We start from the raw sequence: 26,726 nt of genomic DNA, 5'->3' as shown, positions 1-26,726 counted from the left end.
ATCTCACCGGCGGCCTGCTGGGCGTAGAGGCCCTTGACGTCCCGTTCGGAGCAGACGTCGAGGGGCGTGGCCACGTGCACTTCGAGGAACGGCGTGCCGTGCGCCGCGTGCCGTTCGCGCACCGCGGCGCGGGAGTCGGCGAACGGGGCGATCACCGGGGCGAGCACCTTGACGCCGTTGGCAGCGAGCTTCTGGGCGACGAAGCCGATCCGGGTGACGTTGGTGTGCCGGTCCTCGCGGGTGAAGCCGAGACCCTTGGAGAGGAACTCGCGGATCTCGTCACCGTCCAGCACCTCGACCCGGTGCCCCTCGGCCCGCAGCCGCTCGGCCAGCGCGCACGCGAGGGTGGTCTTGCCCGCACTGGGCAGGCCGGTCAGCCACACGGTGGCGCCGCGCCGGGCGGGCGCCGGCGCGGTCACGGGCGGTCCTCGGCGACGGGTTCGGCGGCGGTCTCGGCGGCGATCGCCGCCAGCAGGGCCGGGGCGTCCTCGGTGCGGCAGACCAGCAGGTCGGGCAGGTAGGGGTCGGCCCGGTTGTAGCGCATCGGGGAGCCGTCCAGGCGGGAGACGTGGTACCCGGCGGCCAGCGCGACGGCGGCCGGGGCGGCGGAGTCCCACTCGTACTGGCCGCCGGCGTGGACGTAGGCGCGGGCCTCGCCGAGCAGGACGGCGGCGCTCTTGGCGCCGGCCGAGCCCATGCCGACCAGGTCGGAGCCGACCCGGGCGGCGACCCGGGCGAGGAAGGCCGGGGGCCGGGTGCGGCTGCCGAGCAGGTCGCGGGCGGTGGAGTCGGCCGCCGGGTGCGGGCGGGCGGTGGAGAGGGTGGTGCCGCGGGCGGGCAGGGCGACCGCTCCGGCGGCCAGTCGGCCGTCGACCCAGAGCGCGACGTGCACCGCCCAGTCGGCGCGGCCGGCCTCGGCGTACTCGCGGGTGCCGTCCAGCGGGTCGACGATCCACACCCGGTGGGCGTCGAGCCGGGCCGGGTCGGCGACGCCCTCCTCGGAGAGGACGGCGTCCTGCGGGCGGTGCCGGGCGAGTTCGGCGGTCAGGAAGGCGTGCGAGCGGGCGTCGCCGAGGTCCTTGAGGCTGCCGGGGTCGGCCAGGGCGGTCTCGGTGCGCAGGCCCAGCAGCAGTTCGCCGGCCTGTTCGGCGAGCCGGTGGGCGAGTGCGTGGTCCTCGGGGCCGGCGGCCGTCCCGTCGTACGCCTCGGCGGCGGGGTGGTGGACGTGCACGGTGGTGCGGGCGAACAGCCGCCGGATCCACGCCTCCGCCGCGTCGGGGTCGGGGTGGGCGACCGTGCCGGACAGCGGGAGGTTCTCGGGGCGGTAGGAGGGGGCGGCGGGGCAGCGGGTGCCGGGGGGCGCCAGGCGGTGGCCGGTCAGCACCGGGTCGTCCAGCAGGCCGTCGGCGACCCGCACGGTGACGGGGGCGGCGCCGTGGACGTGGCCGGGGTAGAGGAAGAAGCCGTGGTGGAGGTCGGTGCGGGCCGGGCCGATGAGGCGTTCGGCGAGGGCGCCGTCGACGTCCGAGGCCATGTCGAGGGTGTGCAGGTAGGCGCCGGTGCGCAGTTCGGTGGCGCGGACGATGTAGCCGCCGCCGCAGCGGGCCGCGGCCTCCAGGAAGACCGGGCCGTCGGCGGTCTCGATCGCCTCCAGGTGGAAGGTGAGCGTCTCGCCGCCCAGGGCGCGGACGCAGCGCACCGCCCAGTCGGCGAGGGCGGGGTCGTCGCGCTGGACGGTGCCGACCGGTTCGCCGCGTTCGAAGCCGAGCGGCGTGCCGATGTAGCGGGAGGGCTGGACGATCACGGGTTCGCCCCGGAAGAGGAAGCCGTCGACGTGCCAGATCGGGCCGTCGACGTACTCCTCCAGTTCGAGCCGGGCGGCGGCCCGCGGGTCGTCCTGGGCGCGGAGGTGGGCGGCGGCGTCGGCGTAGGAGTCGAAGACCCGGACGCCCTGGCTGCCGGAGCCGTCCCGGGGCTTGAGCACGGTGCGGCCCGGCCAGGGGGCGGTGGCGGGGAGGGCGTCGGCGGGGAGGTGGCGGGGCACCCGCAGGCCGGCCGCGGCGACGGCGCTCTTCATCGCCAGCTTGTCGCGGAAGTTCCGTGCGGCGTCCGGGAGTTGGCCCGGGATGCCGAACTCGGCGCGCAGCTCGGCCGCCGGGGTGATCAGCTTCTCGTGCCGGGCCAGGACGCGCTGGTGCGGGGTGGCGGCGAGCAGCGGGCGGAGCTGTTCGGCGACGTCCCGGGCCGGGTCCCAGGGGAACTTCTCGCAGCGGACGCGGTCCGGGATGTTGTCGAGGTACTCGGGCGCGCCCGCGTAGGTGACGTCGTGCGCCTCGTGGTCGATGGCCCGCTCGTAGCCGAGCCGGTCAAACAGGTTCTGGTGAAGGACCAGGATCCGCACCGGGGTTCTCCTTGAGTGTGAGGTGGATGACGGCCCAGGCCGCCAGGGCGCACAGGCCCATGGCCGCGAACAGCAGCGACCGGTCGGCCCAGGCCAGCACCAGGCCGCCCGCCGCCGGGCCGACGCCGAGGCCGAGGTTGCGCAGGGTGGACGCCCCGAAGTAGGTGCCGCGCAGGCCGGGCGGCGCCAGTTCGTCGACCACCACGCTGACCGTCGGCACCACCAGCACCTCGGCCATGCTGACCAGGACCACCAGGGCGACCAGGCCGGCCTTGCTGAACTCGACGAAGCAGAAGGCCAGGCAGACCGCGGCGAACAGCCCGTTGCCCAGCTGGATGGTCCGCCGGGGGCTGAGCCGCTTGGCGATCGCCGTGGCGGGCGGCTGGAGGGCGATCACCGCGACCGCGTTCACCGTCAGCAGCACCGAGAAGAACCGCACGCCGTCGGCGAATCCCCGGCTGACCACCGCGGATAGGTTCGACTCGATCTGGCAGTAGGCCAGCGCGAACAGCACCATCGACAGGGTCAGCCCGCGGAACGTCCGGTCCGCGCCGAGCACCCGGAGCGCGCCGCCCAGGCTGCGGCGCTCGGACGGCGCGGTGGCCGCCCCGAGCTCGGTGCCCCGGGTCAGCCACCAGAAGGCCAGCGAGAAGGCCAGGTAGCAGCTGCCGGAGACGACGAACGCGGCCCGGGCGGAGGCGATCCCGAGGAAGGCGCCGACCGGCGGGCCGATCGCCACCGCGCAGTTGGTCAGCACGTAGCGGTGCCGGAACACCGTCGGCCGGCGCTCGGCGGGCAGGCTGTCGGCCATCATCACCTGGGTGACCGGCCAGAAGAACGCCGACATCATCCCGTAGCCGGTGTTCAGCAGGGCGAACAGCACCGGGAAGGCCACCGTCGCGCGCAGGAAGGTCGCGGTCAGGAAGAACAGCAGGAAGACCGCGGAGCTGCCGAACAGCCCCACCAGCAGCACCCGCCGCTTGCCGACCCGGTCGGCGAGCACGCCGCTGACGAAGCCCGCGCCGAGCGAGCCGATCTGGCTGAGCCCGACGATCGCGCCGATCACGTACGGCGGGGCGTCGACGGTGCGGCTCAGGTAGATCGTCATGAACGGGATGCACAGGAAGGAGACCAGCTTCAGGACGAACGTGCTGGCCATCGTGACCGAGACCAGCGGGGTCCGGTACACGGCGAAGTCTCCGCCGCCGCGTCTCACGGGAACGTTCATGGCTTTCCTCGTCGCGGAACCGGAGAACGCCGGGGCGGGCCGGTCGGTGACCGGCCCGCCCCGGCGTTCCAGGAGGGCTTGGGTGTGCTGTTGTCGGGGCTACCGGGCCGTCAGGAGGCGGGGTTGCGGTAGAACGGGGCGTCGTCCGGCCCGGTGTACTCGGGCTGGAACCAGGTCGCCGGGCGGAGCGCGCCGGGCACCTGGTCGGCGACGCCCAGGACGGAGGCGAACAGCGCCATCCGCATCGGGATGCCCGCGTCGGTCTGCCGGAAGATCGCCAGCCGGTGGTCCCGGTTCAGGTCGGTGGCCAGGTCGTTGGAGCCGGGGCGGCTGTCCCGGGGCAGCGGGTGCATGATCACCGCGTCCTCCCGGCAGGCCCGGGCGACCAGCGCCCTGTCGATCCGGAACTCGTCGCTGTACGGCAGCGGCTGGTCGGCGAAGCGCTCGGTCTGCAGGCGGGTGGCGTAGACCAGGTCGGCGTCCTTGAGGCCGCTCTCCGGGCGGTCGCTCAGCTCGATCCGGTGGCCGCGGCCCTCGGCGAGCTCCAGCAGTCCGGCGGGCATGCCGAGCGGGCCGGGGGCCACGCAGACGATGGTCAGGTCCCGGTAGAGCGAGACCAGCTTGATCAGCGAGTGCACCGTGCGGCCGTGCCGCAGGTCGCCGACCAGGGCGATCCGGCGGCCGTCCATGGAGCGGCCGGTGCGGGAGAACTCCCGGTGCAGGGTGTACATGTCCAGCAGGGCCTGGGTCGGGTGCTCGCCCGCCCCGTTGCCGCCGTTGACCACCGGGACGTTGGTGGCCGCCGCGAACTCGTGGACGGCGCTCTCCTCGGGGTGGCGCATCACGATCAGGTCGCTGTAGCCGCTGACCACCCGGCTGGTGTCGGCCAGCGACTCGCCCTTGGAGATCGACATGATCTCCGCGCCGGTGCTGGAGATCACCGAGCCGCCCAGCCGGGAGAACGCGGACTCGCAGCTGAGCCTGGTCCGGGTGCTGGCCTCGAAGAACAGGCTCGCCATCACCGCGCCCTCCAGCACCCGCACCACCTGGCGGCCCCGGGCCACCGGGGCCAGGAGGTCCGCCAGGGCGAAGAGGCGCTCCAGTTCGTCCCGGTCGAAGAGGTCGCTGGAGAGGACGTGCCTGCCGATGAGAGACATGACGGAAACCGACTTCCTGGTGGTGATCTGCTGCGCCGACAGTGTAGGGCCGGCGGTGTCCGGACACCGGACGACCGCCCGGCGCCGGGCGGCGCGGGCGGTCGTCCGGGCGCGGTCAGCCCGCGTGCAGGGCGACCAGCTGGACGGACGAGACGTTGCGCTGCTCGACCTCCTTGAGCGAGGCCACCGCGGTGTCCAGCGACCGGGCCGCCGCGTCGGTGCCGGCCCCGCCCATCAGCGCGTCCAGCTCGCCCTGGAGCTCGGCGCAGACCGCGTCCAGGTCGGCCTGCTCCTCGGTGCGGGGGGTGTCGTCGGGATTGCTCATCTGCTCGCTTCCTTCGGGACGGGAGGGCTCCGGGCGGAGTCCTCAGTGAACGGTGACGCTCCACAGCTCGCGGTTGTTCGACCGGACCTCGCCGTCGGCCTCGTACTCGCCGACGATCCGGAGCCGGCCGTGCGCGAAGCGGTGGTTGTCGAGCAGCAGCAGGTCACCGCGCTCCAGCGGGAAGCAGGCGAAGAACGCCTCGTCCGCGCTCGCCTCCATCAGGTACGCCAGCGACTCGCGGTACTCCTCGGACTCCGGGACCCGCCCGCCCATCGCCTCGACCTTGGCGGGCAGGTCCTGCTTGAGCCGCACGCCCACGTCGTACGGGCCGCGGGCGTCCGGCAGCGGGTAGAGCAGCGGCAGGTCGCTGAGCTCCTCGCGGACGTTGTTCGCCTCGAAGGTGAGCGGGGTGCCCGAGAGCCGGGCGAAGTGCCGCTCGAAGACCTCGCCGTCCCGTTCGGCGAGCCGGGTGAACAGCTCGTTCCAGCACAGGACCACGGACTCGCCGCGCTCCCCCGCCGGGGCCTCCCGCCAGCCCGGCTCGACCATCAGCATCGCGAAGTGCGAGGGCCGCGGCGAGCGCCAGGACCGGGCCGAGTGCGGCCGCAGGCCGCCCGCCACGTAGTGCACCGACTGGGCGCCGGTGACCTTCCTCTTGTACTTGACCCGGTTGATCTGCGGGTGCGGGTCGGTCTTCTCCAGCGCGCTCAGCGACGAGTAGTTCATCAGCGGTTCGCCGAAGCGGCCGAGGAACTCCAGGTAGCGGTCCGGGTCCGGCGGGAAGCCGCGGACCAGGCAGATCCGGTTCTTCTCCATCGTCTCGCGGGCCTCGGCCGCGACCTGCTCGACGGACTTCCCGACGCCCTCGACGCGCTCGTCCTGGATCTGCCGGGCCAGCGGGCTCTGCGGGTGCATCGTCCTTGCCTTCCTTGACGTGGGTGGTGGGGTCGCGCGGGCCCGGGGGCCCGCGACGGGACCGGCCGGACGGCTCCTAGGCGGCGGTGGCGACCGCGGCGCGGCGCTGGAAGTCCCGGGCCTCGGCGAGCCGGCCGGAGCGGGCCAGCAGGGTGGCGTGGGTGAGCAGGGTCAGCCGGTCGGCCTCCGGATGGTCGGCCGCCGGGGCCAGCAGGGCCAGCGCCTCCCCGGTGCGGCCCCGGCCGGCCAGGAAGCCGGCGAACTCGGCCCGCAGCTCGGCCTGCGCGGCGTTGGCCGCCAGGCTCTGCCGGTAGAGCACCTCGGCCAGCTCCGGGTCGCCGAGCCGGTCGGCGGTCAGCCGGGCCAGCTTGCCCAGGGTGTGCGGGTGGTGGGGGCGCAGGGCGAGCGCCCGCAGCATCAGCCGGCGGCCCTCGGCGACGTCGTCCCGGTGCTCGACCAGGTGCAGGGCGTAGTTGCACAGCGTGCGGGGGTGGTCCGGGTCCAGCCGCAGGGCGGCCCGGTAGCGCTCGCCCGCGTAGTCGGGGTCCTGCTTCTTGTGCTCGGCGAACAGCGCGAAGTTGCTGTTCACCCGGGCGTACCGGGTGTCGGCGGGGACGGGCCGGCCGGCCTCGCGCTTCTTGTCGTCCGGCGCCCAGTGGATCTTCTCGGTCCACAGCGCCAGCAGCCGCAGGTCGTTGGCCTCCTGCGGGTAGCGCCGCTGCGCCTCGGCCAGCCCGATCGGGTCCGGCCGGTCGGCGAGGTAGCCGAAGCGGCGCATGGTCTCCCACTCGGAGAGGGTGATCAGCTCCTTGAGCTCCTCCGGGTAGTCGGGGCGGATCGTCGTCGCGTTGATCCGGCTGCCGCCCGCCAGCACCGAGCGGTCGAAGCGCTCGCCGGCCAGGTCGAGGAAGCGGGCGAAGTCCTCCCGGAGGTCCTCCTGCCGGCCGACGAAGTCGACCTCGGCGCCCGGCTCGCCCACGTACGAGGCGTAGATGTTGCCCAGGGCGCCCGGCAGGGTGGTCACGGCGCGGCGCACGAAGGTCTCGAAGTCGTCGCTCTCGCAGTGCTCGTCCAGCGGGTACTGCGGGCGCCAGCCCTTCTCCATCCGGTAGGACCAGTAGGAGCGGTACCACTCCAGCGGGTCGCGCACGAAGGCGCCGACGAAGGAGTACGCGGAGCGGTCGAAGTCGGCCAGCAGGTCGTGCTCGCGCATGCCCGGGTCGCCGACGTCCTCGAAGGCGAGGCCGAGTTCCCGGATCTTGCGGCGGATCCAGGTGCTGCCCGTCTTGGGCGTCAGCAGCAACAGCGCGTTACTGCCGAGGAGGTGAATGGCCATGGTCTGCTTCCTCGTTCTGCGGGTCGGCCGCCTTCCGGCGCGCGGCCCGGGGGGAGTCGAACAACTTCACCGTGCTGCCCGGGGCCGGGCCCGGCTCCGGGGCGCCGGGGGCGGGGGCGGGCCGCAGCCAGCGGTCCAGGAACCCGGCGGTCAGCCCGTCCAGGGCGGCCCGGTTGGCGGCGGTCACCACCTCGTGGCCCTCGTCGGGGAAGAGCGCCAGGGTCGCGTCCCGGTCGGCCCGGGCCAGTGCCATGAACATCCGGGTCGCCATCGCGGCCGGCACCCGGCTGTCGTTGGCGCCGTGCACCAGCAGCACCGGGCAGCGCACCCCGGCGGCCCGGTTCACCGGTGAGCGCTCGGCCAGGGCGGCCCGCTGCTCCGGCCGGGCCGGGTCGCCGATCCGGCGGCGCAGCATCGGGGCGGCGCTGCGCCAGAACGCCGGCGGCTCGGCGACGAAGCCCACCAGGTCGGTCAGCGGCGAGCTGGCCACCGCGCAGCGCAGCGGACGGTCGGTGGTGGCGGCCAGTTGCAGCACCGCGTAGCCGCCGTAGCTGCCGCCGACCAGGGCGATCCGGTCCGGGTCGGCCAGCCCCTCGGCGACCGCCCAGTCCAGGGTGTCCTCCAGGTCGTCCTGCATCGCGGCGCCCCACTGCCCGTCGGCGGCGGAGATCCAGCCGGAGCCGAAGCCGGTGGAGCCCCGGAAGTTCGGCTCGATGACGGTGCAGCCGCGGGCGGCCAGCCAGGCCCGCCGCTCGGTGTACCGCCAGCGGCTGCGCCGCCACGGGCCGCCGTGCACCAGCAGCACCGCCGGGCCCGGGCCGTCCGGCGGGCGCGGCCCGGTGGGGCGGGTGACGTAGCCGACGGCGCGCCGGCCGTCGCGCAGCGGCACCTCGACCGGGTGGCACTCCACCGGCAGCGGCGCCCGCCCCGGCCGGGCCTCGCACAGCGGCCGGGTGCCGCCGCCGTCCGGGTCGTGCACCAGGTAGTGGACGTCCCGCTCCGGGCGGTGCGAGGCGACCAGCCAGGCGCCCGGCCGGCGTTCCAGCACCTCCGGCTCGGTGCCCAGCGCGGCCCGCAGCCGCTGCACCGCGTCCGCCCACCGGCCGTCCAGCGGGACGCAGGCGAGCCGCTCGCGCTCGACGTGGACCAGCTCCGGCCGGCCGTCCGGGCCGGTCAGCACCCCGGCGTAGTCGCCGCCGGCGAGCCGGTGCAGGGTGCGCGGCGCGCCCGCGGGCGCGCCGGGGCGGCAGTCGAGTTCGGCCAGCCGGACGCCGTCCGGGCCGTCCGGCAGCACCAGGTGCAGCCGGGCCGGGTCGGCGGCGAACCCGAGCACCCGGGCGGTCAGCGCGTCCTCGTGCGGCACGTGCAGGTAGCGGGCCCCGGGGGTCGGCCGGCCGCCGTCCCCGGCGTCGAGGTGGCGCAGTTCGCGGGCGCCGTCCGGGAGCACGGTCTCGGCGAGCCGGGGGCGCAGCTCCCGGTCGAAGTAGACGGCGGCGTGCGCGGAGCCGGTCAGCACCGGGGTGCCCGCCCCGGTGCGCAGGCAGATCCGCAGGTAGTCGCGGTGGCCGGGCGCGGCGGCGTCGACCGCGACCACCACCTGGTCGGGGTGCCGTTCGGAGAGCCCGGCGATCCGCATCCGGGCGGCGCCGTCGCCCAGCCGCTGCCACTGCCCGGACTCGACCCGGACCAGGTGCAGCGCCCAGTTCTCGGCGCCGGCCGCGTCCGCCTCGGCCTCGGCCAGGCCGACGCCCGGCAGGTGCGTCCAGGTGAAGGCCCGGCAGCGGGCCGCGCCGACCCGGCCGCGGTGCACCTCCCGGCCCCGCGCCAGGTCGTGCAGCACCAGCCGGACCGCCGCGCTGCCGCTGGACAGCCAGGCGGCGAACCGGCCGTCCGCGCTGATCGAGGGGACGCCGTTGAGCTCGCCGCCCGGCTCGCTCACGGGGCGGTCCGGGCCGCCGCGTGGGCCCGCTCGACGCAGGCCGCCACCGCCGCGATCTCGGTCTCCCGGGGCACGCTGATCCGCACCCCGGCCGGCCAGTCGGCGGGGTAGCCCTGGAGGTCGTGCAGCAGCCGGGTGAGGTAGCCCGCCGCCTTCAGCTCCGCGACGACCGACTCGGCGCGGGGGGTCTCCAGGCAGACGTAGTTGGCGTCCGAGGGCCACACCCGCACGCCCTCGACCGCGGCCAGCGCGGCCGCCAGGGTCTCCCGGGCGGCCCGCGCCCGGCGGACGCTCTCCTCCACCGCCGCGGGCTCGGCCAGCAGCCGCAGCACGGTCTGCTGGGCGACGCCGGAGACGCTGTTGGGCATCAGCCAGAACGGGAAGTCCGGGCGGGCGAAGCCCTGCGAGACCGCGAAGCCGATCCGCAGGTTGGCCATCCCCCAGGCCTTGGAGAAGGTCCGCACCACCACCAGGTGGGGGAACTCCGGCGCCAGGCCGAGCGCGGTGGCGGGGGCGAAGTCCGCGTAGACCTCGTCCAGCACCACCAGGCCGCGGGCGCGCTCCAGCAGGGCCCGGACGTCCGCCGGGTCGAACTGGTAGCCCAGCGGGTTGCGCGGCGAGCAGAGCACGATCACCGCCTCGGGCCGGTCCAGGAACGGTTCGAGGGCGGGCAGCAGCTCGGCGGGCTCGCGCACCGGCACCGCCCGGTAGTTCCAGCCCTGCTGGCGGGAGACGGTCGCGGTGAGGTGGAAGTTCGGGGTGACGTCGACCACCAGGCCGCGGTAGGCGCTGCGCAGCAGCGTGTCGATGAGCTGGGTGGCCCCGGCGCCGACCCGGACGAACGGGGCGGGGACGCCGAACCGGGCGGCGACGGCGGCGGCGACGTTCTCGCTCCAGACGTCGCCCTTGTTGGTGAGGTCGATCGGGTCGGCGGCCAGCCGCAGCTGCTCGGACTGCTCCCGCGGGTCGAGGAACTGGTTGCCGGTCCAGGTCAGGTTCAGGGTCATCAGGGGGTTCCCCGCCTAGGTGTGTTGGGTGGCGCCGGTGGGTTCGGGCCGGAGCTGGAAGCGGCGCTTCTTCCCGCCCGGCGGGGTGATCCGCTCGCACTGCTCCAGCTCGGGGTCCTCGCCGGGCAGCAGGCGGGCCAGCGCCTCGCGCAGCAGGCCTGCCACCGCCGCCGGGTCGGCGGGCCCGGTCGGCTCTCCCGTCTCGGCCGTCCCGGTCGGCTCGGTGGGCCCGGTCGGCTCGGCGGTCCAGCGCAGCAGCGTCCGCCGCCCGCCGCCGAGTTCGAAGCGGAAGTCGGCCAGCCCGGGGACGGAGCCGACCGCGCGGGTCACCTCGTCGGCGGGCAGCTCACCGGTGCGGAAGGGCACCGTCTCCGGCTCCCGGCCGCGCAGCCGCAGCAGGCGCTGCGTGCCGTCGGCGGCGGTCTTCAGTTCGGCGAAGTCGCCGGTGCGGTAGCGGACGAAGACGGTGCTGCGGTTGACCAGGTTGGTGAGCACCAGCTCGCCGGCGCCGGAGGGCGCGAGCCGGCCCGCCGCGTCGAGCACCTCCAGCCGGACGTTCTCGCCCAGTACCCGGTGGACCCGCTCGTCGGGCGCGGTGGCGGCGATCAGGCCGCCCTCGGTGGAGGCCAGCGCGTCCACCAGGGGCGCGCCGAAGTAGCCGGTGAGCCGGTCCCGGTCGTCGGGGTGCAGCGGCTCCCCGCTGGTCAGCAGCAGCCGGGGCCGCCAGGGCGCCCGCGCCATGCCCTGCCGGAGCAGTTCGGTGCGCAGGTCCAGCAGGTAGGTCGGCTTGCCGTACAGGACCGGGGCCGGGAACCGGGCCAGGACGGCCGGGACGGACGCCCCCGCGTCGGGCAGTTGCAGGCGCAGGTAGAGCCCGTCGTTCAGGGCCGGGAGCGGGCGGACGAAAGTGGGCCGCCCGGGTTTGTTGCTGACGAACAGGACCGCGGGCGCGCCGCGCGAGAAGAGCTCCGCGGGCAGTCCGGCGATTTCCCGGATCTGGGCGAAGAAACGGTGGTTCACCGCGTACCAGGCGGATTCGTCCAGGGCCACTTCCAGGGGCTGCCCGGTGGTGCCGCTGGAGGATATCCAATGCTCCGGTTCGCCGGCCCCCTCCGGGCGGAACCGCCCGCCCTCCGCCTGGTGCTCGGCCCGGCCCACCAGGGGGAAGTCGGCGTCCGCGCCGAGTTCTCGGTAGAAGGGGACGCACCGGCGGGCGTACGCGAGGAATTCGGAATGCACGCTTGCCATGAAACCTGCTTCGTCCGGAAATTCAGACACTTCTTCCGTCGGCAGGAGTGTGACACTTTGCATCTCGCGGTGTCAACCATCGGAAAAGCATTCCCGGGGAACGCCGAAATGGCCCCGGAGAGCGCCACGGGTGCGCTCGCCAAGGCCCTTCCGGTAGGGGATTTTTTTATCGGTCCTCAGCGGGCGGCCAGCGCCGCCAGCTCGTCGACGTCGTACTCGGCCCGCGAGAAGTCGCCGTAGCGGGTCAGCTTTCCGCGGCTGGCCCATTTGCGGACGGTCGCCTCGGAGACCCCGGCGGCCTGGGCCGCCAGCCGGGTCGGCAGGGTGCGCGGGCGGGCCGTGGCCGGAGCGCCGGGGGCACCGGAGGCGCCCGGGCCGTCGGGGGCGGTCAGGGTGCGGCGCAGGGCCAGCCACTCGCCGACCTGCCAGTCGTGCCCGGCCGCGCAGCGCACCGCGCCGCCGGGCCGGGGCCCGGCCGTCGACGCCTCCACCGGGCTCCCGCAGCCGGGCCGCGGGCAGCGGCCCAGCAGGACCGCGTCCGCGCCGCGCCGGCGCAGCACCCCGCGGGCCGCGGCCGCGGCCGCGCCGAACTCGTCGGCGGCCTCGTCGGCGGCCGGCAGGGCGAGCAGCGCGTCGAGGTGGCGCACCAGGAACGCGGCCAGCGGGCCGGCCTCCCGGGCGGGCGCCGGGGCGGCGGGCAGCCGGTCGGCGACCGCCCCGGCCCAGCAGGCCAGCGTCCCGGTGATGCCGGTGCGGGCGGCGCAGGCCTCCTCGTCGAAGCCCGGGCCGCCGCCCCGCCGGCCGCCGCTGACCCGTTCGCGCAGCGGCATCGCGGCCGGCTGGCGCAGTGACTCCAGTTCGCGGTGCAGCCGCTCCAGTTCCACCAGGGCCGCCGCGATCCGGTCGCGGAGCCGGGGCGACGGGCTGGTGCCGCCGCCCGCCGGGGTGTCGTCCACGGCTCGGTTCATGGGTGCTCCTCTGGGCGCGGGGCCCGCTGGCGGGCCGGCGGTGGGGCGGCGGGCGTCCGGTCCGGTCAGTCCCAGCCCCAGCTGTTCGCGGTGGCGACCGCCGCCGTCCCGGCGGCCGTCCCGGTCCCGGCGGCGGTCGGGAGCTCCGCCGTCGCGACCCCCAGCACGGCGGCGGCCGCCGCGGCGAGGACGAGCGAGGTCAGGAAGCGCACAGACATGGGGGATCCTTTTCGCGGGGACGTCGAATTCACTGGGGACCGGCCTTCCCGGAGGGGAATTGCGGCATTCCCGCCGCCCCCCGATTCCAAGAATTCACCTGACCGCCACGAATCAAAGGTGACACATCTTCCGGGCGTCGCTCCAGGTCTGCCCGCTGGCCTCATGCTGCCCAGGCAACAAGGTGCCATTCACCACGCCAGGCGCACCGTTCCGTCGCACAGACCGGCAAGTCCCATACCGCCGGAAACGACCAAATCGGAACGTACGGCACCGCCCCGGAGCAGCTGCCGGACCACCGCGAGAACCCGCTCGCCCGCTATGCGCGCGCTCGGCCCGGTGAGGTAGATGACCCCCAAATGTCCGGAACCACTCGTTCTAGGCGCGTAGACATGTTGCACGAGACAGTCCGAGGGGTGGGCGGACATTTCCCGCGCGACGTCATTGATGTCCCAGGAACCCGTGACGGGATCGGCCGCGGGTCCGGCTGCGGGGCCGGCTACGGGGCCGGCCGCGCGGCCCGGAACGGAGTCCGGAACGCGGTCCGGACCGGCATCGGGGCTCGGAACGCCGAACCGGATATGTATCGCATACACGGCTGTCCATGGTGGCACGGCGCCGACCGGGAAACGGACCCGCGGAAGGCCGCTAACTGCCATGGCAGCACACGGCCACCGGCCGGTCAGATCCAGCCGGCCCGGCCCGCCAGCACCCCGGCCTCGAAGCGGCTGCGGGCGCCGAGCCGGCCGGTGAGGTCCGCCATCATCCGCCGCACCGTGCGCAGCGAGACGCCGAGCTGACGGGCCGCCACCTGATCGGTGCTGCCCGCCTCCAGCAGCCGCAGCAGCTCCAGCTCCTGCGCCGTCGGCCCGTCCTGCTTGCCGGGCCGCACCCCCTCCAGCGGCTGGCCCTGCTGCCAGGACACCTCGAAGAGGTGCACCAGCGCGGCCAGCACCCCGGGCGCGCGCACCATGACGGCGCCGACCTTGGTGTTCTTCGGGTCGGCCGGGAGCAGCGCCGTCTCCCGGTCCACGATCAGCATCCGGATCGGCAGCGACGGGATGGTGCGGATCTCGCCGCCGAGGCCGGCCAGCCAGTGGGCGTACTCGGTGGTGGCCCGGTCGTTGCGGACGCTGTCCAGGTAGAGGGTGCGGATCCGGACACCGGCGGCCAGGGTCCGCTCGTCCAGCGGGCGGCTGGCGTCCAGCGCCTCCCGGCTCTGCGCGCCGCCCGGCATGAAGGACATCAGCTCCTGCCGCGCCTGCCCGGCCAGTTCGGCCAGCCGGGCCCGGACCGAGGCCACCTCGTCCAGCCGCTCCAGGCTGAGGTTGCCGCGCTGGCCCCAGTGCGCCGAGTAGACGGCGGCCAGCTCGGCGGCCTCGCTGCGGGCGTCGGCGAGCTGGGCCTGCTGGGCCCGGATCTCGCTCTCGCGCCGGTTCAGCAGCGCGGCCAGCCCGATCTCGGGGTTGAGCGCGACGGGGCCGGCGGAGTCCTCCGGCGCGTACAGCATGGAGAGTTCGGCCAGGCCGTCCAGGCAGGTGCGCACCTCGGTCTGGGCCATCGCGAGGTGGCGGGCGATCTCGGGGACCCCCCAGCCGGGGCGGGCGACCACCGTGCGGTAGACCTCCAGCAGGCGGTCGTTCAGCCCCAGCAGGGTGGAGAGCCGCCCCTGCTCCGCTCCGGGTTCTCCGCCGCCGTCGCCCAATGCACGCATCTCTCGCACCCTCTCCACGTACGCGCCGCGGGCCGCCGCGTGTCGAGGGATCTCCCCGCGCCCGCCGCCCGCAGCGATGGTAGTCGGCGGGGGCCGTCCCCACACCGGGGGAGGGTGTCCGGCGGGCCGGACAACACCAGGTCAGAGGCCCTCTCCCCCGGCCGGGGCACCGTCCACCAACTCGGCCGGCGGCCGGCCCGGGGCCCGCGCGGCGAGCGCGCGGGACAGCTGCCCCCACCCGGCGGGCGGCAGCAGCGCCGCCGCCTCGCCGGCCCCGCACAGCCGCCACTCGGCCAACTCCCCCGGGTCGAGCCGGATCCGGGCCAGCTCGGGCTCCGCCAGCGGACCGCCGTCGAAGACCTGCACCGCCCGGGGCCGGTCGCCGGGGCGGTGCACCCAGTCCACGGCCAGCAGCCGGCCCGGGGCGCGGTCCAGACCGAGCTCCTCCGCCACCTCCCGGACGGCCGCCGCCCGGGGCGTCTCCGCACCCGCCTCCACGGTGCCGCCGGGCAGCCCCCAGTGCGGGCCGCCCGCCGCGGACCTCAGCCGCACCAGCAGCACCCGGCCGTCCGCGTCGGTGAACACCACCCGGACCTTGGCGACCGCCGCGGGCAGCTCGACCCGGCCCGGCTCCTCCGGGTGGAAGCACAGCTCGTTGCCCTCGGGATCGGTCACGGACACCCGCGGCCCGCCCGCGCCGCCCACCGCCCGCACCCCGGCCCGCCCCCGCAGCACCGCCACGTCCGGCACCACCAGGTCGAGCCGGACCCGGCCGCCGGACCCGCCCGGCCCGACCGGCCCGAAGCACAGCCCCGGCAGCCCCGGCGCCCCCGGCAGCGCGACCCGCACCCGCCCCGCCGCCTCCTCGACCACCGTCCCGCCGAGCAGGTCGGCCCAGAACCCTGCCAGTGCGCGGGGGTTGCGGGCCGTTACCACGATCCGTGACAGCTGCATGCGGGGAGGGTAACGGGTGCCCGGCGGCGCTCCCCGGCGAGGCCGCCGCACGACTCGGCGCGGACCACGCCGCCCCGGTGCAGGAGCCGGAACGGCAGCCGTGGAAGTTCGCGCCCCGCCCCACCGCCCTACCGCCCCACCGCCCTGCTGACGCACGATGCCGCGGCCGCCGAGCACTCCGCCCGCGCACCGGACTCCGCATATACGGGTCACCCGCTGGAGGTGACCGCGACCCCGGACGACCCACCGGTCCGCAGTCGGTCCGCGCACCCTGCCCCTCGGCGGCCCAACAGCCCCGGGCCGGTGCACCGCCGGGCGGTGCACGACATCGACCGGTGTCGCCCGCCCACCCCGCACGACGACCGAGGGCCGGGCCGCCGGGACAACCCCGGCGGCCCGGCCCTCGTCACGTGCGCAACGGCCTTGCTGGCTGAGCCCCCTGTCGGGTTCGAACCGACGACCCCCGCTTTACAAGGATTGGCGTGCGAGACCGGCTCTGACCTGGAACTTGCCGCCCCTGGGCTCGACCGCACCGCTGTACCGCCAGCATCCCTGAGTGGCCGTCACGTACCGCTCGATCTGGCACGGCTGTGGCACGCCTCGACAGGCCCGTCTAAGCCCCGAAGTCGGGATAGGGGCACGTCTCCAAAGGCTCCTCCGGACGGTCGCTCCAGCCCCACCACAGGTGCCGGTCGCCACACTGCCAAACTGCTCTGCAGACGCGCTTGCCGTCTTCCTCGCGCTCCGACAGCACCATCGCCGTGCACTTCATCGGCTGCTCGCAATCAGGGCAACCAGGCGCTGCGCTGTTCGTCGTCATGCGGGCAAGCTATCTTCCGGGGCCACCGTCCCTCCACCGACTTCCGCGACTCGCGCAGCCAGCATGCCTATGCCTGAGCGGGGTGGTCCCCTCCTCGATCGGGCAGCTTCGCCGCACCCGGGTTCTCCAGGGGCCGCCAAGGCTCACGTCCGTGACGCTTGCGCTTGGCCTTGGCGGCCCCTGGAGGTTCCGGGTACGCCCTTGGGTGTCCGGTCGAGGAGGGGACCGTCCCGCGCCCCACCACCGTCACCACGACGAAGGTGCACCTTCGATCCCGCCGGCTTCCCCCTCCGAGGAGGGCCGGGGTTTGGGGCAGAGCCCCATGGGCTTCACCGCGGACTCGCTACAGCCGCGCGCCCGGCGGGAGCCGGGCCGGAGCGGGGCGAAGACAGGAGCGTCGGCCCGGCGGGGAGCCGGGGCGCGCGCGGCGAGCGGTAGCGAGCCGCCTTGAACCCGTAGAGAAGGTTTTTACTCACTCACACCCGGGCGTCAGCTCGCTCGGCGAGATCGCGAAGCTCCGGCGTCGCCGACCGGCCTGCGACCATCAGCAGCTCACGAATCGTGGCCCGTGCCGTCACGTGGGTGTGGATCAGGTCCGGCGACAGCTCCTCTGCCTGAAGCAAGGCGCCCAGGGCTTCACCGAGTTGCCGGCGCTGCGTGTAGGCCCGGCCAAGGTCGAGAAGAAGCCGTGCCTGACGCTCGGCCGAGAGCCCCGACGCGTCGATTCGCGTGCCCACGTCGAGCGCTTCACCCGCGTCGCCGAGATCGACGGCGATCGAGACGGTTTGGATCTCGACGTTGGTGGGCCCGAACTCCAAGTTGAAGTCGTTGCGGTCCTCGCCCAGCTTGCGGGCCACCTTCCTCGCGCGGTCCAGCTCTTGGCGTGCCCGCGAACGGTCTCCGGAGCGCGCGTTGGTCAGCGCCAGCACCAAGTGCAGTGAGCCGGTGACCGACAGGGCCTCGGGGGTCGGGTTGCCCGCCTGGAGGTGCTGCTCCAGCGCGTGGAGAGCGGTCGTGGCGGAGTGGTCTGCCTGGTCGTAGTGCTTCAAGCGCACGAACGCCTGCGCCAGCCGGAAGACGCCGGCGAACACCTCCAAGGGCTGGCCGGACTCCTCGGCGGCACGAATCGAGCGGTCGGCGGCGATCCACGCGGCGTCTCCCTCGTCCTGCCGCACGAAAGCTGCGGACAGCGCCTGGTAGGTCCGGCTGAGCTGACCCCACAGCTGAGGACGCTGCTCAGCGGGTGCCGTCCGGGCGGCGCGCTCGATCCTCGGCAGCAGCGAACCGAGGGCCTTGCTCAGCTCGGCGAACTGGTTGCTGTGGGTCAGCTCCCACACCCGGTCCACCGCGGCTTGCAGTTCTGCGACGGTCACGGGCGCCTCGGTGGGGTCTGTCGTCAGCAGCACCTCGGGCACGGGGTGACCGGAAATCAGGAGCCGGGCCTGGTCCAGGTCGTTCGACTCCTCCGTAGGCGTCACCGCTACAGCGGCGACAGGCGCCGGCGCGTCCGGGCGGAGGACCTGGAGTGGCACGCCTAGGCCGTCGGCGAGCATGCGGAGCACGTCGAGCCGGTTCACCGGCTGGATGCCGCGCTCGACCTGCGAGAGCCAACTCGCCGTCCTGCCGATCTCGGCAGCGAGCTGCTTCTGCGTCAGCCCGCGCGCCTCGCGCAGCTCGGCCACCCGCGCCCCGAAGGCGCGCCGCTCCTCGGAGGTCACGCCGTCACCGGCCCCTTCCCTGCCGTGGCGGACAGGAACGTCACATCTACGCCAGACAGGTACTGCTCGCGCCGGGCGAGGAAGTGCTTGGTGTGGGGCTGCTGCTCGTGCTGGTCGAAGGCGTCCCGGTCGGCGTAAAGCTCGTAGAACACCCGGACGTTCGGCTCGTCCGGGACCGCGTGGACGACGTAGGCGAGCGTGCCCGGCTCCAGCGCCTTGATGCCGGCGAGTGTCTGCTCGACCAGATCGTCGAAGGCCGCTGCGGCTTCGTCGTCCCGAAGCTCGAAGCGGACAACTAGACCGAATCCGTTGGCCATGTTCCCTCCTCCACCTGTGGGCGCCCCCACACTTCATGGCCGAAGTCGTGGGCGCACCCACAAGGCTCGCAGAAGTCCCGCCTCACAGCCACTCACAGAACTTCTTGACTCGCAGAAAAACTGCGCCTACATTCATAGAGAAGCTGCTACTCGGCGCACGGGCGCCGGAGCTGACTCAAGGAGTAGGCCCATGGCCACGTTCAAGATCGACCTCTCGACCGCGTTCGTGTTCGTGGTCATCCCGCCGGCGCTCAAGCTGGTGAGCAAGCAGACGGGCGAGGTGGCGATCGACCGGGAGACCGGCGCGAAGCTGCTGACGGTGGGGCTGACGATCGCCGACGACGGCGAGGCGAACCTCTACAACGTGACCGTGCCGGAGACCGGCGTCTCCGAGGGGCTGGCGGTCGGTATGCCGGTCGCGGTGACCGGGCTCAAGGCTCGGGACTGGGAGAACGAGTTCAACGGCCAGAAGCGGCACGGGATCTCGTTCCGCGCGATGGCGATCACGTCCCTCGCCCCGGCTTCCGTGAAGGCGTGAGCGCGGTGTCCGAGCTGCTGACGCTTGCCGAAGTGGGTGGCCCGCTGGCTGCTGTCGCCGGCGGTGTGGGGTACGCCCGGGCCAAGGCTCCGGCCCTCTACTGGTTGGCGATTGGTCTGCCGGTCACGGCGGCCCGGTTCTCGGTCACCTATGGCAGCACGATGGACGCCTGTGGCCTGACCGTTGAGCCGTCCCGGCTGCGGGTGCTGATCACCCGGGCGACCACCCGGCGGGAGATCCGTCCCGTTCCGCCGAAGATCCGGCGGGTTCGGCCGACATCGACGGGTCTGCGGGTCCGCCTGCGGCTGGCTCCCGGGCAGGAACCGGCAGACGTGGCGGCTTCGGCGGAGCGGCTGCGGCACGCCTGGGGCGTTCACGCCGTGCACGTCTCGGTGGTGAAGCCCGGTGTGATCGAGCTGCGGATGACCGGCTTCGACGTGCTCCGCAAGGTGCGGATGCCGCGTCGGCTGCCGGCCGGTGAGCTGCTGGTCCCGGTGGCTCTGCGGGAGGACGGCACGGCCTTCGTCCGGAACTACCGGGCGGTGCCGCACTGCCTGACCCTGGGCGCGACGCTGACCGGCAAGTCGGTGTATCAGCGGAACCTGATCACCAGGCTCGCCCGGCTGGACGTGGCGCTCGTCGGGATCGACTGCAAGTTCGGTGTCGAGTTGGCTCCGTTCGCGCCCCGCCTGTCGGCTCTGGCCACGGACTCCGGTCAGGCAAGTTCCCTGCTCGACAAGCTCGTGGGCGAGATGGAAGCGCGTTACGACCTGATCCGCAGCCACCAGGGCATTCCCGGCTCGGTGCCGGACGACGAGATCACGTCGGACATCTGGGGCCTGCCCACCGAGGTCCGGCCCGTTCCGCTGGTGCTCATCGTGGACGAGATCGCCGAGCTGTTCCTCGTCGCCACCCGCAAGGACGAAGAGCGGCGCGACCACATGGTCACCCAGTTGATCCGCCTCGCCCAACTCGGCCGCGCCGCAGGGATGTTCGTGGAAGCCTGCGGCCAGCGCTTCGGCTCCGAGCTGGGCAAGGGAGCCACCATGCTGCGCGCTCAGCTCACCGGCCGGGTGGTGCACCGGGTCAACGACGTGGAGACCGCACGGATGGGCCTGGCAGACATCTCGCCCGAGGCGGTGCTCGCCGCTACGCAGATCGTCCCGGAGATGCCCGGCGTCGCGGTGGCCGGCGACTCCTCCGGGGGCTGGTCCCGCATCCGTACCCCGCACATGTCCCTCGCGGACGCTGCCCGGATCTGCCGGGAGACTGCTCGTCTGGCGCCCGAACTGTCCTCGCTGGCCGCGTTCCGCCCCTACGTCCCGCCGGTGAACACCCCGGTCGACGGCCCCTCGCTGGTCAAGCCCCGCCCCGTCACCGGCTGACCTCCCCGCCCATGGTCGGCGCGACCGCACCCGCGCCACTTCCCTACCCCGCCATGCCCGAATCCGGAAGGACCGTGCCCCATGGCCGCCAGGAAGACCGCCCGCACCAAGCCCGCACCGCCCAAGTGCTCCGCCTGCGCCGGTGACGGCTGGGTGCGCGAGACCCACACCGTCGGCCGGGGCCGGAAATCCCGCCCGGCCGGTGAGGTCGAGGCCCTGTGCCCGACCTGCCTCGGCTCCGGCACCGCCGCCGCGTAGCTGCCCAAATCGCCGAGACCGGGCGGCCAGCCGCAGCGCCCCGCCCGGCCCCGACCCAACCAACGGAAGGAGGACCGACCGATGCGACTGCCCCGCACGGACCCTGTACTCGTCCAAGCCGCCATCGCCGGCGCCCTGTCCTTCGCTCACCTCCACGACCTCGCCCAAGCCGCCGGACAGCACGGCTGGAAGGCATGGGCCTACCCCGTCTCGGTAGACCTGCTCCTGGTCGCCGCCTGGCACCGCATGCGCGTCCTGCGGACCGCCGGCACCCCGGCCCCTGCCGCCTGGATCTGGTTCGGCACCGCCCTGACCGCCTCGCTCGGGGCCAACGTCGCCACCGCCGGGCTCCTCGACCTCGACCACGTCCCGGCCTGGCTGCGCATCCTCGTCGCCGGCTGGCCCGCCCTCGCGTTCTTCGGCGGCACCCTCCTCGCCCACGGATCCGCCCGCGCCGGTCACCCGGCCGAACCTGAGGAAGAGCACGAACTTTCACTCTACGAAGCCGAGATCGCACCATCCGCCCCGGCGGCCGAACCGACTCCCGAACCTGTCGAAGCGGCCGAACCGGTGCCCGCGCTCCTGCCCGCCGCGCCTCCGGCGGCTCCGCCGGTGGCAGTCCCCGCCGCGCTGGTGGAGCACGCCCGAAAGATCGCCGACGACCACCGGACCCGAACCGGTACCCCGATCGACTCGGACACCCTCCGCGTCCGCCTCGGCGTCCCGCCGCACTTCGCAGACGCCATCACCGCCCAACTCGCCTGAAAGGAAGGGAGATCAGCCATGCCCTGCCCGATCCGCCTGCGCAACGTGATGCGCATCGGCCCCGTCCAGGTCGGCACCTACTACGACAACCGCGGCCGCGAGAAGCACACCGCCGCCTGCACCGCCCCGCGCTGCGGCTTCTCCGCCGACTACGACTCCCGCGCCGCCGCCGAGATCGCCGCCCGCACCCACCGCTGCACCGTCCGCTGACAGGAGATCCGTCATGAACGTCACCCTGCCCCTGGTCGTCGTCCTCGGCGCCGGTGTCTGGACCGCCGTCAAGCTCCTCGGCATCCGCCTGTGGGTCGCCGCCCTCATCGCCCTCTTCGGCTTCTACCTGGCCGGGACCTTCCTCGCCCCCGTGATCGACCAGACCACCCGCTCCGGCGTCAACGCCGTCACTCAGAAGTGACAGGAGGCTCCGCCATGCCCACCGCCGTCTTCGCTCCCGGCCCGCTGGTCCTGACCCCGGACGCCTCCGGCCTGGTCGCCGAGATCGAGGCGTACCTCGCCACCTTCCCCGCGCCGGCCCGGGTCCTCGCGCCGTACGTCTGCCCGCTCGGCAGTGCCGTGCAGCCCTGGAACGCCGGCTTCCCGCTGCTCCGCCCGACGCTCCTCGACCGGGTCGCCCACCGCCCGGCCCGGCCGACCCCGGTGACCGTCGCCGATCACCTGCGGCTGACCTCCCGCTACCTCAACGCGTTCGGGTGGGTGCAGGGCGCGCTGTGGAACTCCGCCGGCCGGGTCTGCCTCCTGGGCGCACAGGCCGCCGTCCTCGCCCACGGCTACGGCACCACCCACACCGTCAGCCGCGCCCGCAATCAGGTCATGGAAGTGCTCCGCGCCACCGGACGGCCCGTCAGCTCTCCGGACGTGTTCAACGACTCTCCGACGACTCGTCAGGCGGACGTTCACCACCTGCTCGACCGGGCCAGCGCCCGCGCCCTGTCCCTCGGTATCTGAGCGGCTTCCGGGGCGGTCACAAGCCGCCAAGCATCGCACCGCCCCGGAAGCCGACGCCCTTCCAACCCGCAGCCCAAGACCACGACCAGAAGGAGAGCTTCATCATGCCCCAGCACAGCCACGCCCCGGCCCGCCTCTGCGGCAACTGCTCCGGCTTCGCCAGTGTCGCCATCGCCACCGGCCTGCACCGGCCCGACGGCTCCCGCGACACCGCCCCGGTCACCTGCCCGACCTGCCAGGGCACCGGCACGGTCTCGGCCCCGGCCCGACGCGCCCTCACCACTACCCGGCGCTGACCGCCGTGGGCACCCGCTTCGACTGGTCCGACAAGAAGCACTGGTCCCCACGCGCCGAACCCTGCGGCATCTGCGAGAAGCCGACCAACCTGCGCTCCGACCGTGGCAAGCCCGCCCACAAGGTCTGCGCGGAGATCTGGACCGACCAGCACGCCAAGCCCGCCCCAAAGTCCTGACCGCACGGCCCGGAGCCATCCAGCCCTCAGGCTCCGGGCCGTGCCGCACCGGAGGTGATCCACATGACCGCCACAGCACCGCCGCCGATCGCCGACCTGACCGCCTTAGCCTCCCTTGGCACCATGCCCGCTCTCATGCGGCAGCTCGCCGGGCTCGGTGGCTGCGGACGGCCCATCCGCCTCGACGGCCACCGCACCGAAGTCCACACCGGCACCGGCGAGATCCTGCACTACCTCGACTCGACCGCCCTCGCCGCCGGCCACCTGCTCGTGCGCTGCAACAACCGCCGCACCACCCGCTGCCCGGCCTGCGCGGAGACCTACCGGCGCGACACCTACCACCTGATCACCGCCGGACTCACCGGCGGCAAGGGCACCCCCGCCGCGGTCACCGCGCACCCCCGCGTCTTCGCCACCTTCACCGCCCCGGGCTTCGGCGCCGTCCACAACCGCCCCCCCACCGGCCGGTGCCGCTGCGGGATCCAGCACCCGGACGGCGCGGCCGAGTTGGGTACCCCGATCAACTCGGACACCTACGACTACCGGTCCGCCGTGCTCTGGAACGCGCACGCCGGGAAGATCTGGGCCCGGTTCTCGATCTACCTGCGCCGCGAAGTCGCCAAGCGCGCCGGCCTCTCCCAGCGGGAGTTCCGCGAGCACGCCCGGATCTCCTTCGCCAAGGTCGCCGAGTACCAGAAGCGCGGCGCCGTCCACTTCCACGCCGTGATCCGCCTCGACGGACCCGAGGGCGGCGCCACCCCTCCCCCGGCCTGGGCCACCCCCGATCTCCTGGCCGACGCGATCCGGGCTGCCGCCGGTGCCGCCGAGATCCCCGGGCCTGTCCTCGACGGCACGGCCCACACCTTCGCCTTCGGCAAACAGCTCGACATTCGTACCATCAAGTCCGCCGACTTCGCGGCCGGCTCGGCCCTCACCGAACGCGCCGTCGCGGCCTACATCGCCAAGTACGCGACCAAGGGCGCCGAGAGCGCCACCGGCACCCTGGACCGACCTGTCAAGCTCGTCGCCGAACTCGCGCGCCTGGACATCTCCGAGCACGCCCGCCGCCTGATCCGCACCTGCTGGATGCTCGGCGCCCGCCCCGAGCTGGAAGACCTCCGCCTCCGCGCCTGGGCCCACATGCTCGGCTTCCGGGGCCACTTCTCCACCAAGACCCGCCGCTACTCGACCACCCTCGGTGCCCTCCGTGACGCCCGCGCCGCCTGGCGCCGTACCGAAGCCCTCGGCACCGAACTGCCCGCGCTCACGGGCACCGCGGATTCGGCCGACGAGCCGACCACCCTCGTCCTCGCCCACTGGACCTTCGCCGGAGTCGGGCTCACCCCCGGCGAACGCTGGCTCGCTGAAGCGCTCACCCCCGCCCCCGGAACGGAAGGAGAACCCACCCGTGGCTGAACAGCTCCTCACGGTCGAGAAGGTCGCCCGGCTGCTCGGGACCTGGGAGACCAGCGGCGAGCGGTTCCCCCGCCGCCTCATCGCCGAACGCCGGATCGCGTTCGTCAAGATCGGCCGCCACGTCCGCATCCCCGAGTCCGCCGTCACCGCCTACATTGCCGCGCGCACCGTCCAGCCGATCACCGCTCGCCGCGCCGGCCAGAGGCGGGCCGCCTGATGGCCAACAGCAAGAACAACAGGCGCCGCTTCGGCTCGGTCCGCCGGCTGCCCTCCGGCCGCTGGCAGATCCGCTACCCGGACCCGGTGACCGGGCAGCTCCGCCCCGGCGAGAAGACCTACGACACCAAGACCGATGCCGAGATCGCGCTGTCCGTGCTTGAGGCGGCCATCGTGGAGGACCGCTGGACCGACCCGGACGCCGGGAAGGTCAAGTTCGGCGAGTTCGCCGACAAGTGGCTCAAGGAGCGCAAGCTCGAAGCGACCACCCGCGAGCGCTACGAGGGCGTGCTCCGCCTGCACATCAAGCCGGCCCTCGGCGGCCGGTTCGTCTCGGAGATCACTCCGGCCCGAGTCCGGTCCTGGCGAACGGCCCTCCTGGAGAGCGGAGTCGGTGAGCCGACCGTGGTCAAGGCGTACCAGATGCTCCGCGCCATCATGACCACCGCCGTGGACGACGAGATGATCAAGCGGAACCCGTGCCGGATCAAGGGCGCCGACACCTACGACGTGCCGGAGCGGCCCACCCTCTCCGTCCCCGAGGTGTACGCCGTCGCCGACGCGATCCAGCCGCAGTGGCGCGCACTGGTCTTGCTGACCGCGTTCACCACACTGCGGCTCGGCGAGCTGGCCGCCCTCCGCCGACGGCACGTCGACCTGGACGAGCGACTCCTCTGGGTCCGGCGCAACCAAGCCGAGCTGAGCGACGGCACCCTGATCGACAAGGCGCCCAAGAGCAAGGCCGGGTACCGCCCGGTGGCCTTCCCCGCGGACATCGTCCCCGTCCTCGCGCACCACCTCGACCAGCACGCCGCAAAGGGCCCGGACGGCCACTTCTTCATCGGTCCCCGCGGTGGACGACTCCGCCGCAGCAACTTCCGCGACGACTGGATCGCCGCCAAGGCCGCGGCCGGCGTCTCCCCGGAGGCGCATTTCCACGACCTCCGGCACACCGGCAACAACCTCGCCGCCCGGAGCGGCGCGAGCACCCGCGAGCTGATGACGCGCATGGGCCACAGCACCACCCGGGCCGCGCTGATCTACCAGCACATGAACAGCGGGCGGGACCGGGAGATCGCCGACCGCATGGGCGAGGCAGTCCGTCGGGCACTACTCGATCAACCGCCACCAGGAGACTCGGGGGTATCCAAGTAGCAGGACTGCTTACATGCGCCTCAACCAGCAGTACGCCGCCAGCTCCGTTCGTGCCACCCAGCGCGCACAGGGCTGGCCTACCGGCGTCGCAGGGGAGGTAACTTCTAGATTGATGCCTCGACATGTCAGCAACATGATCTAGGGTCTGGCCATGACGACTTCTCTCGGCCCGATGGCTCCCGGCGACATCCGCACGCGGGCTCAGATCCGACAGGAATTCGGAGGAAGCCCGCAAGGTGGAATCTGCCCATCGGACGAAAAGAAGAGCGTTAATCTCTATTCCGACCCGAGCGTTGGGGAGCACGTCGGATACTACGACGGATGGCTAGCCGAGGAAGACGAACTAGGCCCCGTATTTGAATACACCGGGGCTGGCCTGACTGGCGACCAGACATTTGATGGAACATTCGGAACGGGAAATCGTTCAATCCTCCGCCATGCCGAGCAAGGCCGCAAGCTGCGGGTATTTATTCGCGCAGGTACCATCAAGGGAACCGCAACAGCAACGCATCGGTATGTTGGCACTTTCAATCTAGACCAGCGCCTCCCTTACGTGTGGCGAAAAGTGCGCGGAGAAAATGGCGAGGTGCGAAGTGTGATTGTATTCCGCCTGCGCCCCGATGGTGCATTCAAAAGTTCTGCGGCGGATACTATCCCCGCAGCCAAAAAAACCACGGTTGAATTTGTTCAGTTTCAGCCGATCACGGCATCGATGCTGAACTCGGGGCCGGCAACCCAAGGGGCACTATCCCTGCCGTCGCGGCGACAGGGAGCAAAGAGTTCCGCTAGGAAAATAACCACGCACGCATCCACCGAAGGCGTCTTCGTAGTCTCCGAGGCTTTCAACACGGAGATGAGCCTCAGGGCTGCCACTGCAGCAAGCATCGCCGTCCGTCGCGAGGCCGCACTGACAAAGTCATACAGGGCTCACTTGGAATCAGCTGGACACACGGTTGGTGCATTTCAGATCAGGGTTGAGGGTCTGAGTTCGACCCTGCGCACCGACCTCTACGATGCCACCTCTCACGTCCTCTACGAGGCGAAGGGCTCAAGCTCACGCGAGGACGTGCGCATGGCTATCGGACAGTTGCTCGACTATAGCCGCTACGTGAAGACAGACGCCCATCCGCACGAGCCTCGTCAAGCGATACTGCTACCCGCAGCTCCAGACCCGGACATCCGCGTCCTGCTTGAGCGCCACCAAATCGGCCTGGTACACCAGCTGAGCGATGGTCGATTCACCGGCCCAGGCTTCACGGCCCCGAGCTAGTCCACAGTGGGCGCTGCTCCAACCG

General features: G+C 73.2%; 29 protein-coding genes. 13 read left to right on the top strand and 16 right to left on the bottom strand.

The features are described 5' to 3' along the window. The 16 genes from cysC to K353_RS13805 all read right to left on the bottom strand — a co-directional run. Nucleotides 1-419, bottom strand: a 419-nt coding sequence (gene cysC, locus K353_RS13885) for an adenylyl-sulfate kinase (RefSeq protein ID WP_111553889.1), incomplete at its 3' end; no start/stop codon positions are given. Next, nucleotides 416-2,401, bottom strand: a complete 1,986-nt coding sequence (locus K353_RS35565) for an inositol monophosphatase family protein (protein WP_233533560.1) — start codon at nucleotides 2,399-2,401, stop codon at nucleotides 416-418. The genes cysC and K353_RS35565, both read right to left, overlap by 4 nt. Further along, nucleotides 2,367-3,629: an MFS transporter gene (locus tag K353_RS13870; protein ID WP_111553888.1), complete on the bottom strand. Its 1,263-nt coding sequence runs from the start codon at nucleotides 3,627-3,629 to the stop codon at nucleotides 2,367-2,369. Before K353_RS13870 ends, K353_RS35565 begins: the two co-directional genes overlap by 35 nt. A 110-nt stretch (nucleotides 3,630-3,739) precedes the next feature. After that, on the bottom strand, nucleotides 3,740-4,786 hold the full coding sequence (gene pyrB, locus K353_RS13865; RefSeq protein WP_111553887.1) for an aspartate carbamoyltransferase: 1,047 nt from the start codon (nucleotides 4,784-4,786) through the stop codon (nucleotides 3,740-3,742). 115 nt (nucleotides 4,787-4,901) lie between these two features. Beyond that, nucleotides 4,902-5,111 carry a hypothetical protein gene (locus tag K353_RS13860; RefSeq protein WP_111553886.1) on the bottom strand — a complete coding sequence of 70 codons (210 nt, stop codon included), beginning with the start codon at nucleotides 5,109-5,111 and terminating at the stop codon, nucleotides 4,902-4,904. 42 nt (nucleotides 5,112-5,153) lie between these two features. Then, complete coding sequence (locus tag K353_RS13855) at nucleotides 5,154-6,026, bottom strand: TauD/TfdA family dioxygenase (RefSeq protein WP_111553885.1); 873 nt, start codon at nucleotides 6,024-6,026, stop codon at nucleotides 5,154-5,156. A gap of 76 nt (nucleotides 6,027-6,102) precedes the next feature. Further along, complete coding sequence (locus K353_RS13850) at nucleotides 6,103-7,362, bottom strand: hypothetical protein (RefSeq protein ID WP_111553884.1); 1,260 nt, start codon at nucleotides 7,360-7,362, stop codon at nucleotides 6,103-6,105. Then, complete coding sequence (locus tag K353_RS13845; protein ID WP_111553883.1) at nucleotides 7,337-9,301, bottom strand: S9 family peptidase; 1,965 nt, start codon at nucleotides 9,299-9,301, stop codon at nucleotides 7,337-7,339. The genes K353_RS13850 and K353_RS13845 overlap by 26 nt, the downstream gene beginning before the upstream one ends. Then, the gene (locus tag K353_RS13840; RefSeq protein WP_111553882.1) at nucleotides 9,298-10,308 is read right to left on the bottom strand and encodes a histidinol-phosphate transaminase; all 1,011 of its coding nucleotides are present in this window, start codon (nucleotides 10,306-10,308) and stop codon (nucleotides 9,298-9,300) included. The genes K353_RS13845 and K353_RS13840 overlap by 4 nt, the downstream gene beginning before the upstream one ends. Before the next feature lie 15 nt (nucleotides 10,309-10,323). Continuing rightward, on the bottom strand, nucleotides 10,324-11,547 hold the full coding sequence (locus K353_RS13835; RefSeq protein WP_111553881.1) for an AMP-binding protein: 1,224 nt from the start codon (nucleotides 11,545-11,547) through the stop codon (nucleotides 10,324-10,326). Nucleotides 11,548-11,732: 185 nt separating this feature from the next. Further along, nucleotides 11,733-12,524: a hypothetical protein gene (locus tag K353_RS34345; protein WP_111553880.1), complete on the bottom strand. Its 792-nt coding sequence runs from the start codon at nucleotides 12,522-12,524 to the stop codon at nucleotides 11,733-11,735. Nucleotides 12,525-12,589: 65 nt separating this feature from the next. Then, a complete protein-coding gene (locus K353_RS34340) occupies nucleotides 12,590-12,742 on the bottom strand; it encodes a hypothetical protein (RefSeq protein WP_158585406.1) in 153 nt (50 codons plus the stop codon). A gap of 680 nt (nucleotides 12,743-13,422) precedes the next feature. Then, on the bottom strand, nucleotides 13,423-14,454 hold the full coding sequence (locus K353_RS13825) for a LuxR C-terminal-related transcriptional regulator (protein WP_111553879.1): 1,032 nt from the start codon (nucleotides 14,452-14,454) through the stop codon (nucleotides 13,423-13,425). A 141-nt stretch (nucleotides 14,455-14,595) separates the two neighbouring features. Beyond that, nucleotides 14,596-15,408: an NUDIX domain-containing protein gene (locus K353_RS13820; protein WP_111553878.1), complete on the bottom strand. Its 813-nt coding sequence runs from the start codon at nucleotides 15,406-15,408 to the stop codon at nucleotides 14,596-14,598. A 1,296-nt stretch (nucleotides 15,409-16,704) separates the two neighbouring features. Then, nucleotides 16,705-17,946 (bottom strand): helix-turn-helix transcriptional regulator, encoded by a 1,242-nt coding sequence (locus tag K353_RS13810; RefSeq protein WP_111553876.1) that lies wholly within the window; start codon nucleotides 17,944-17,946, stop codon nucleotides 16,705-16,707. Continuing rightward, nucleotides 17,943-18,263: a putative quinol monooxygenase gene (locus K353_RS13805; RefSeq protein WP_111553875.1), complete on the bottom strand. Its 321-nt coding sequence runs from the start codon at nucleotides 18,261-18,263 to the stop codon at nucleotides 17,943-17,945. The genes K353_RS13810 and K353_RS13805 overlap by 4 nt, the downstream gene beginning before the upstream one ends. Before the next feature lie 190 nt (nucleotides 18,264-18,453). Between K353_RS13805 and K353_RS13800 the strand changes: the two genes are divergently transcribed. From K353_RS13800 to K353_RS33770, 13 genes are all read left to right on the top strand, one after another. Beyond that, on the top strand, nucleotides 18,454-18,801 hold the full coding sequence (locus tag K353_RS13800; protein ID WP_111553874.1) for a hypothetical protein: 348 nt from the start codon (nucleotides 18,454-18,456) through the stop codon (nucleotides 18,799-18,801). Nucleotides 18,802-18,806: 5 nt separating this feature from the next. Continuing rightward, nucleotides 18,807-20,186, top strand: coding sequence for an FtsK/SpoIIIE domain-containing protein (locus K353_RS13795; RefSeq protein WP_111553910.1), 1,380 nt, complete (start codon nucleotides 18,807-18,809; stop codon nucleotides 20,184-20,186). A gap of 81 nt (nucleotides 20,187-20,267) precedes the next feature. After that, nucleotides 20,268-20,444, top strand: a complete 177-nt coding sequence (locus K353_RS34855; RefSeq protein ID WP_199528085.1) for a hypothetical protein — start codon at nucleotides 20,268-20,270, stop codon at nucleotides 20,442-20,444. Between the two features lie 81 nt (nucleotides 20,445-20,525). Continuing rightward, nucleotides 20,526-21,209: a DUF2637 domain-containing protein gene (locus K353_RS13790; RefSeq protein ID WP_111553873.1), complete on the top strand. Its 684-nt coding sequence runs from the start codon at nucleotides 20,526-20,528 to the stop codon at nucleotides 21,207-21,209. Between the two features lie 18 nt (nucleotides 21,210-21,227). Further along, entirely contained in the window at nucleotides 21,228-21,419 is a 192-nt protein-coding gene (locus K353_RS13785; RefSeq protein ID WP_111553872.1) for a mobile element transfer protein, read from the top strand. Nucleotides 21,420-21,432: 13 nt separating this feature from the next. Continuing rightward, on the top strand, nucleotides 21,433-21,621 hold the full coding sequence (locus tag K353_RS13780; protein ID WP_030908200.1) for a hypothetical protein: 189 nt from the start codon (nucleotides 21,433-21,435) through the stop codon (nucleotides 21,619-21,621). A gap of 14 nt (nucleotides 21,622-21,635) precedes the next feature. Continuing rightward, entirely contained in the window at nucleotides 21,636-22,172 is a 537-nt protein-coding gene (locus K353_RS13775; protein WP_111553871.1) for a hypothetical protein, read from the top strand. 104 nt (nucleotides 22,173-22,276) lie between these two features. Further along, a complete protein-coding gene (locus K353_RS13770) occupies nucleotides 22,277-22,468 on the top strand; it encodes a hypothetical protein (RefSeq protein ID WP_111553870.1) in 192 nt (63 codons plus the stop codon). Nucleotides 22,469-22,473: 5 nt separating this feature from the next. Next, nucleotides 22,474-22,644: a hypothetical protein gene (locus K353_RS34850; protein ID WP_370447597.1), complete on the top strand. Its 171-nt coding sequence runs from the start codon at nucleotides 22,474-22,476 to the stop codon at nucleotides 22,642-22,644. Between the two features lie 63 nt (nucleotides 22,645-22,707). Then, nucleotides 22,708-24,060, top strand: coding sequence for a replication initiator (locus K353_RS13765; protein ID WP_111553869.1), 1,353 nt, complete (start codon nucleotides 22,708-22,710; stop codon nucleotides 24,058-24,060). Further along, a complete protein-coding gene (locus tag K353_RS13760) occupies nucleotides 24,053-24,277 on the top strand; it encodes an excisionase family DNA-binding protein (protein ID WP_033250982.1) in 225 nt (74 codons plus the stop codon). Before K353_RS13765 ends, K353_RS13760 begins: the two co-directional genes overlap by 8 nt. Then, on the top strand, nucleotides 24,277-25,431 hold the full coding sequence (locus K353_RS13755; RefSeq protein ID WP_111553868.1) for a site-specific integrase: 1,155 nt from the start codon (nucleotides 24,277-24,279) through the stop codon (nucleotides 25,429-25,431). Before K353_RS13760 ends, K353_RS13755 begins: the two co-directional genes overlap by 1 nt. Nucleotides 25,432-25,582: 151 nt before the next feature. Beyond that, complete coding sequence (locus tag K353_RS33770; protein WP_146616457.1) at nucleotides 25,583-26,701, top strand: hypothetical protein; 1,119 nt, start codon at nucleotides 25,583-25,585, stop codon at nucleotides 26,699-26,701. The last annotated feature ends 25 nt before the right edge of the window (nucleotides 26,702-26,726 follow it).

It is taken from the genome of Kitasatospora sp. SolWspMP-SS2h, assembly GCF_003259315.1.
GTDB classification, from domain to species: Bacteria; Actinomycetota; Actinomycetes; order Streptomycetales; family Streptomycetaceae; genus Kitasatospora; species Kitasatospora fiedleri.
Note: the sequence above shows the minus strand (reverse complement) of the source record. Positions and strands in the feature narration are given on the sequence as shown.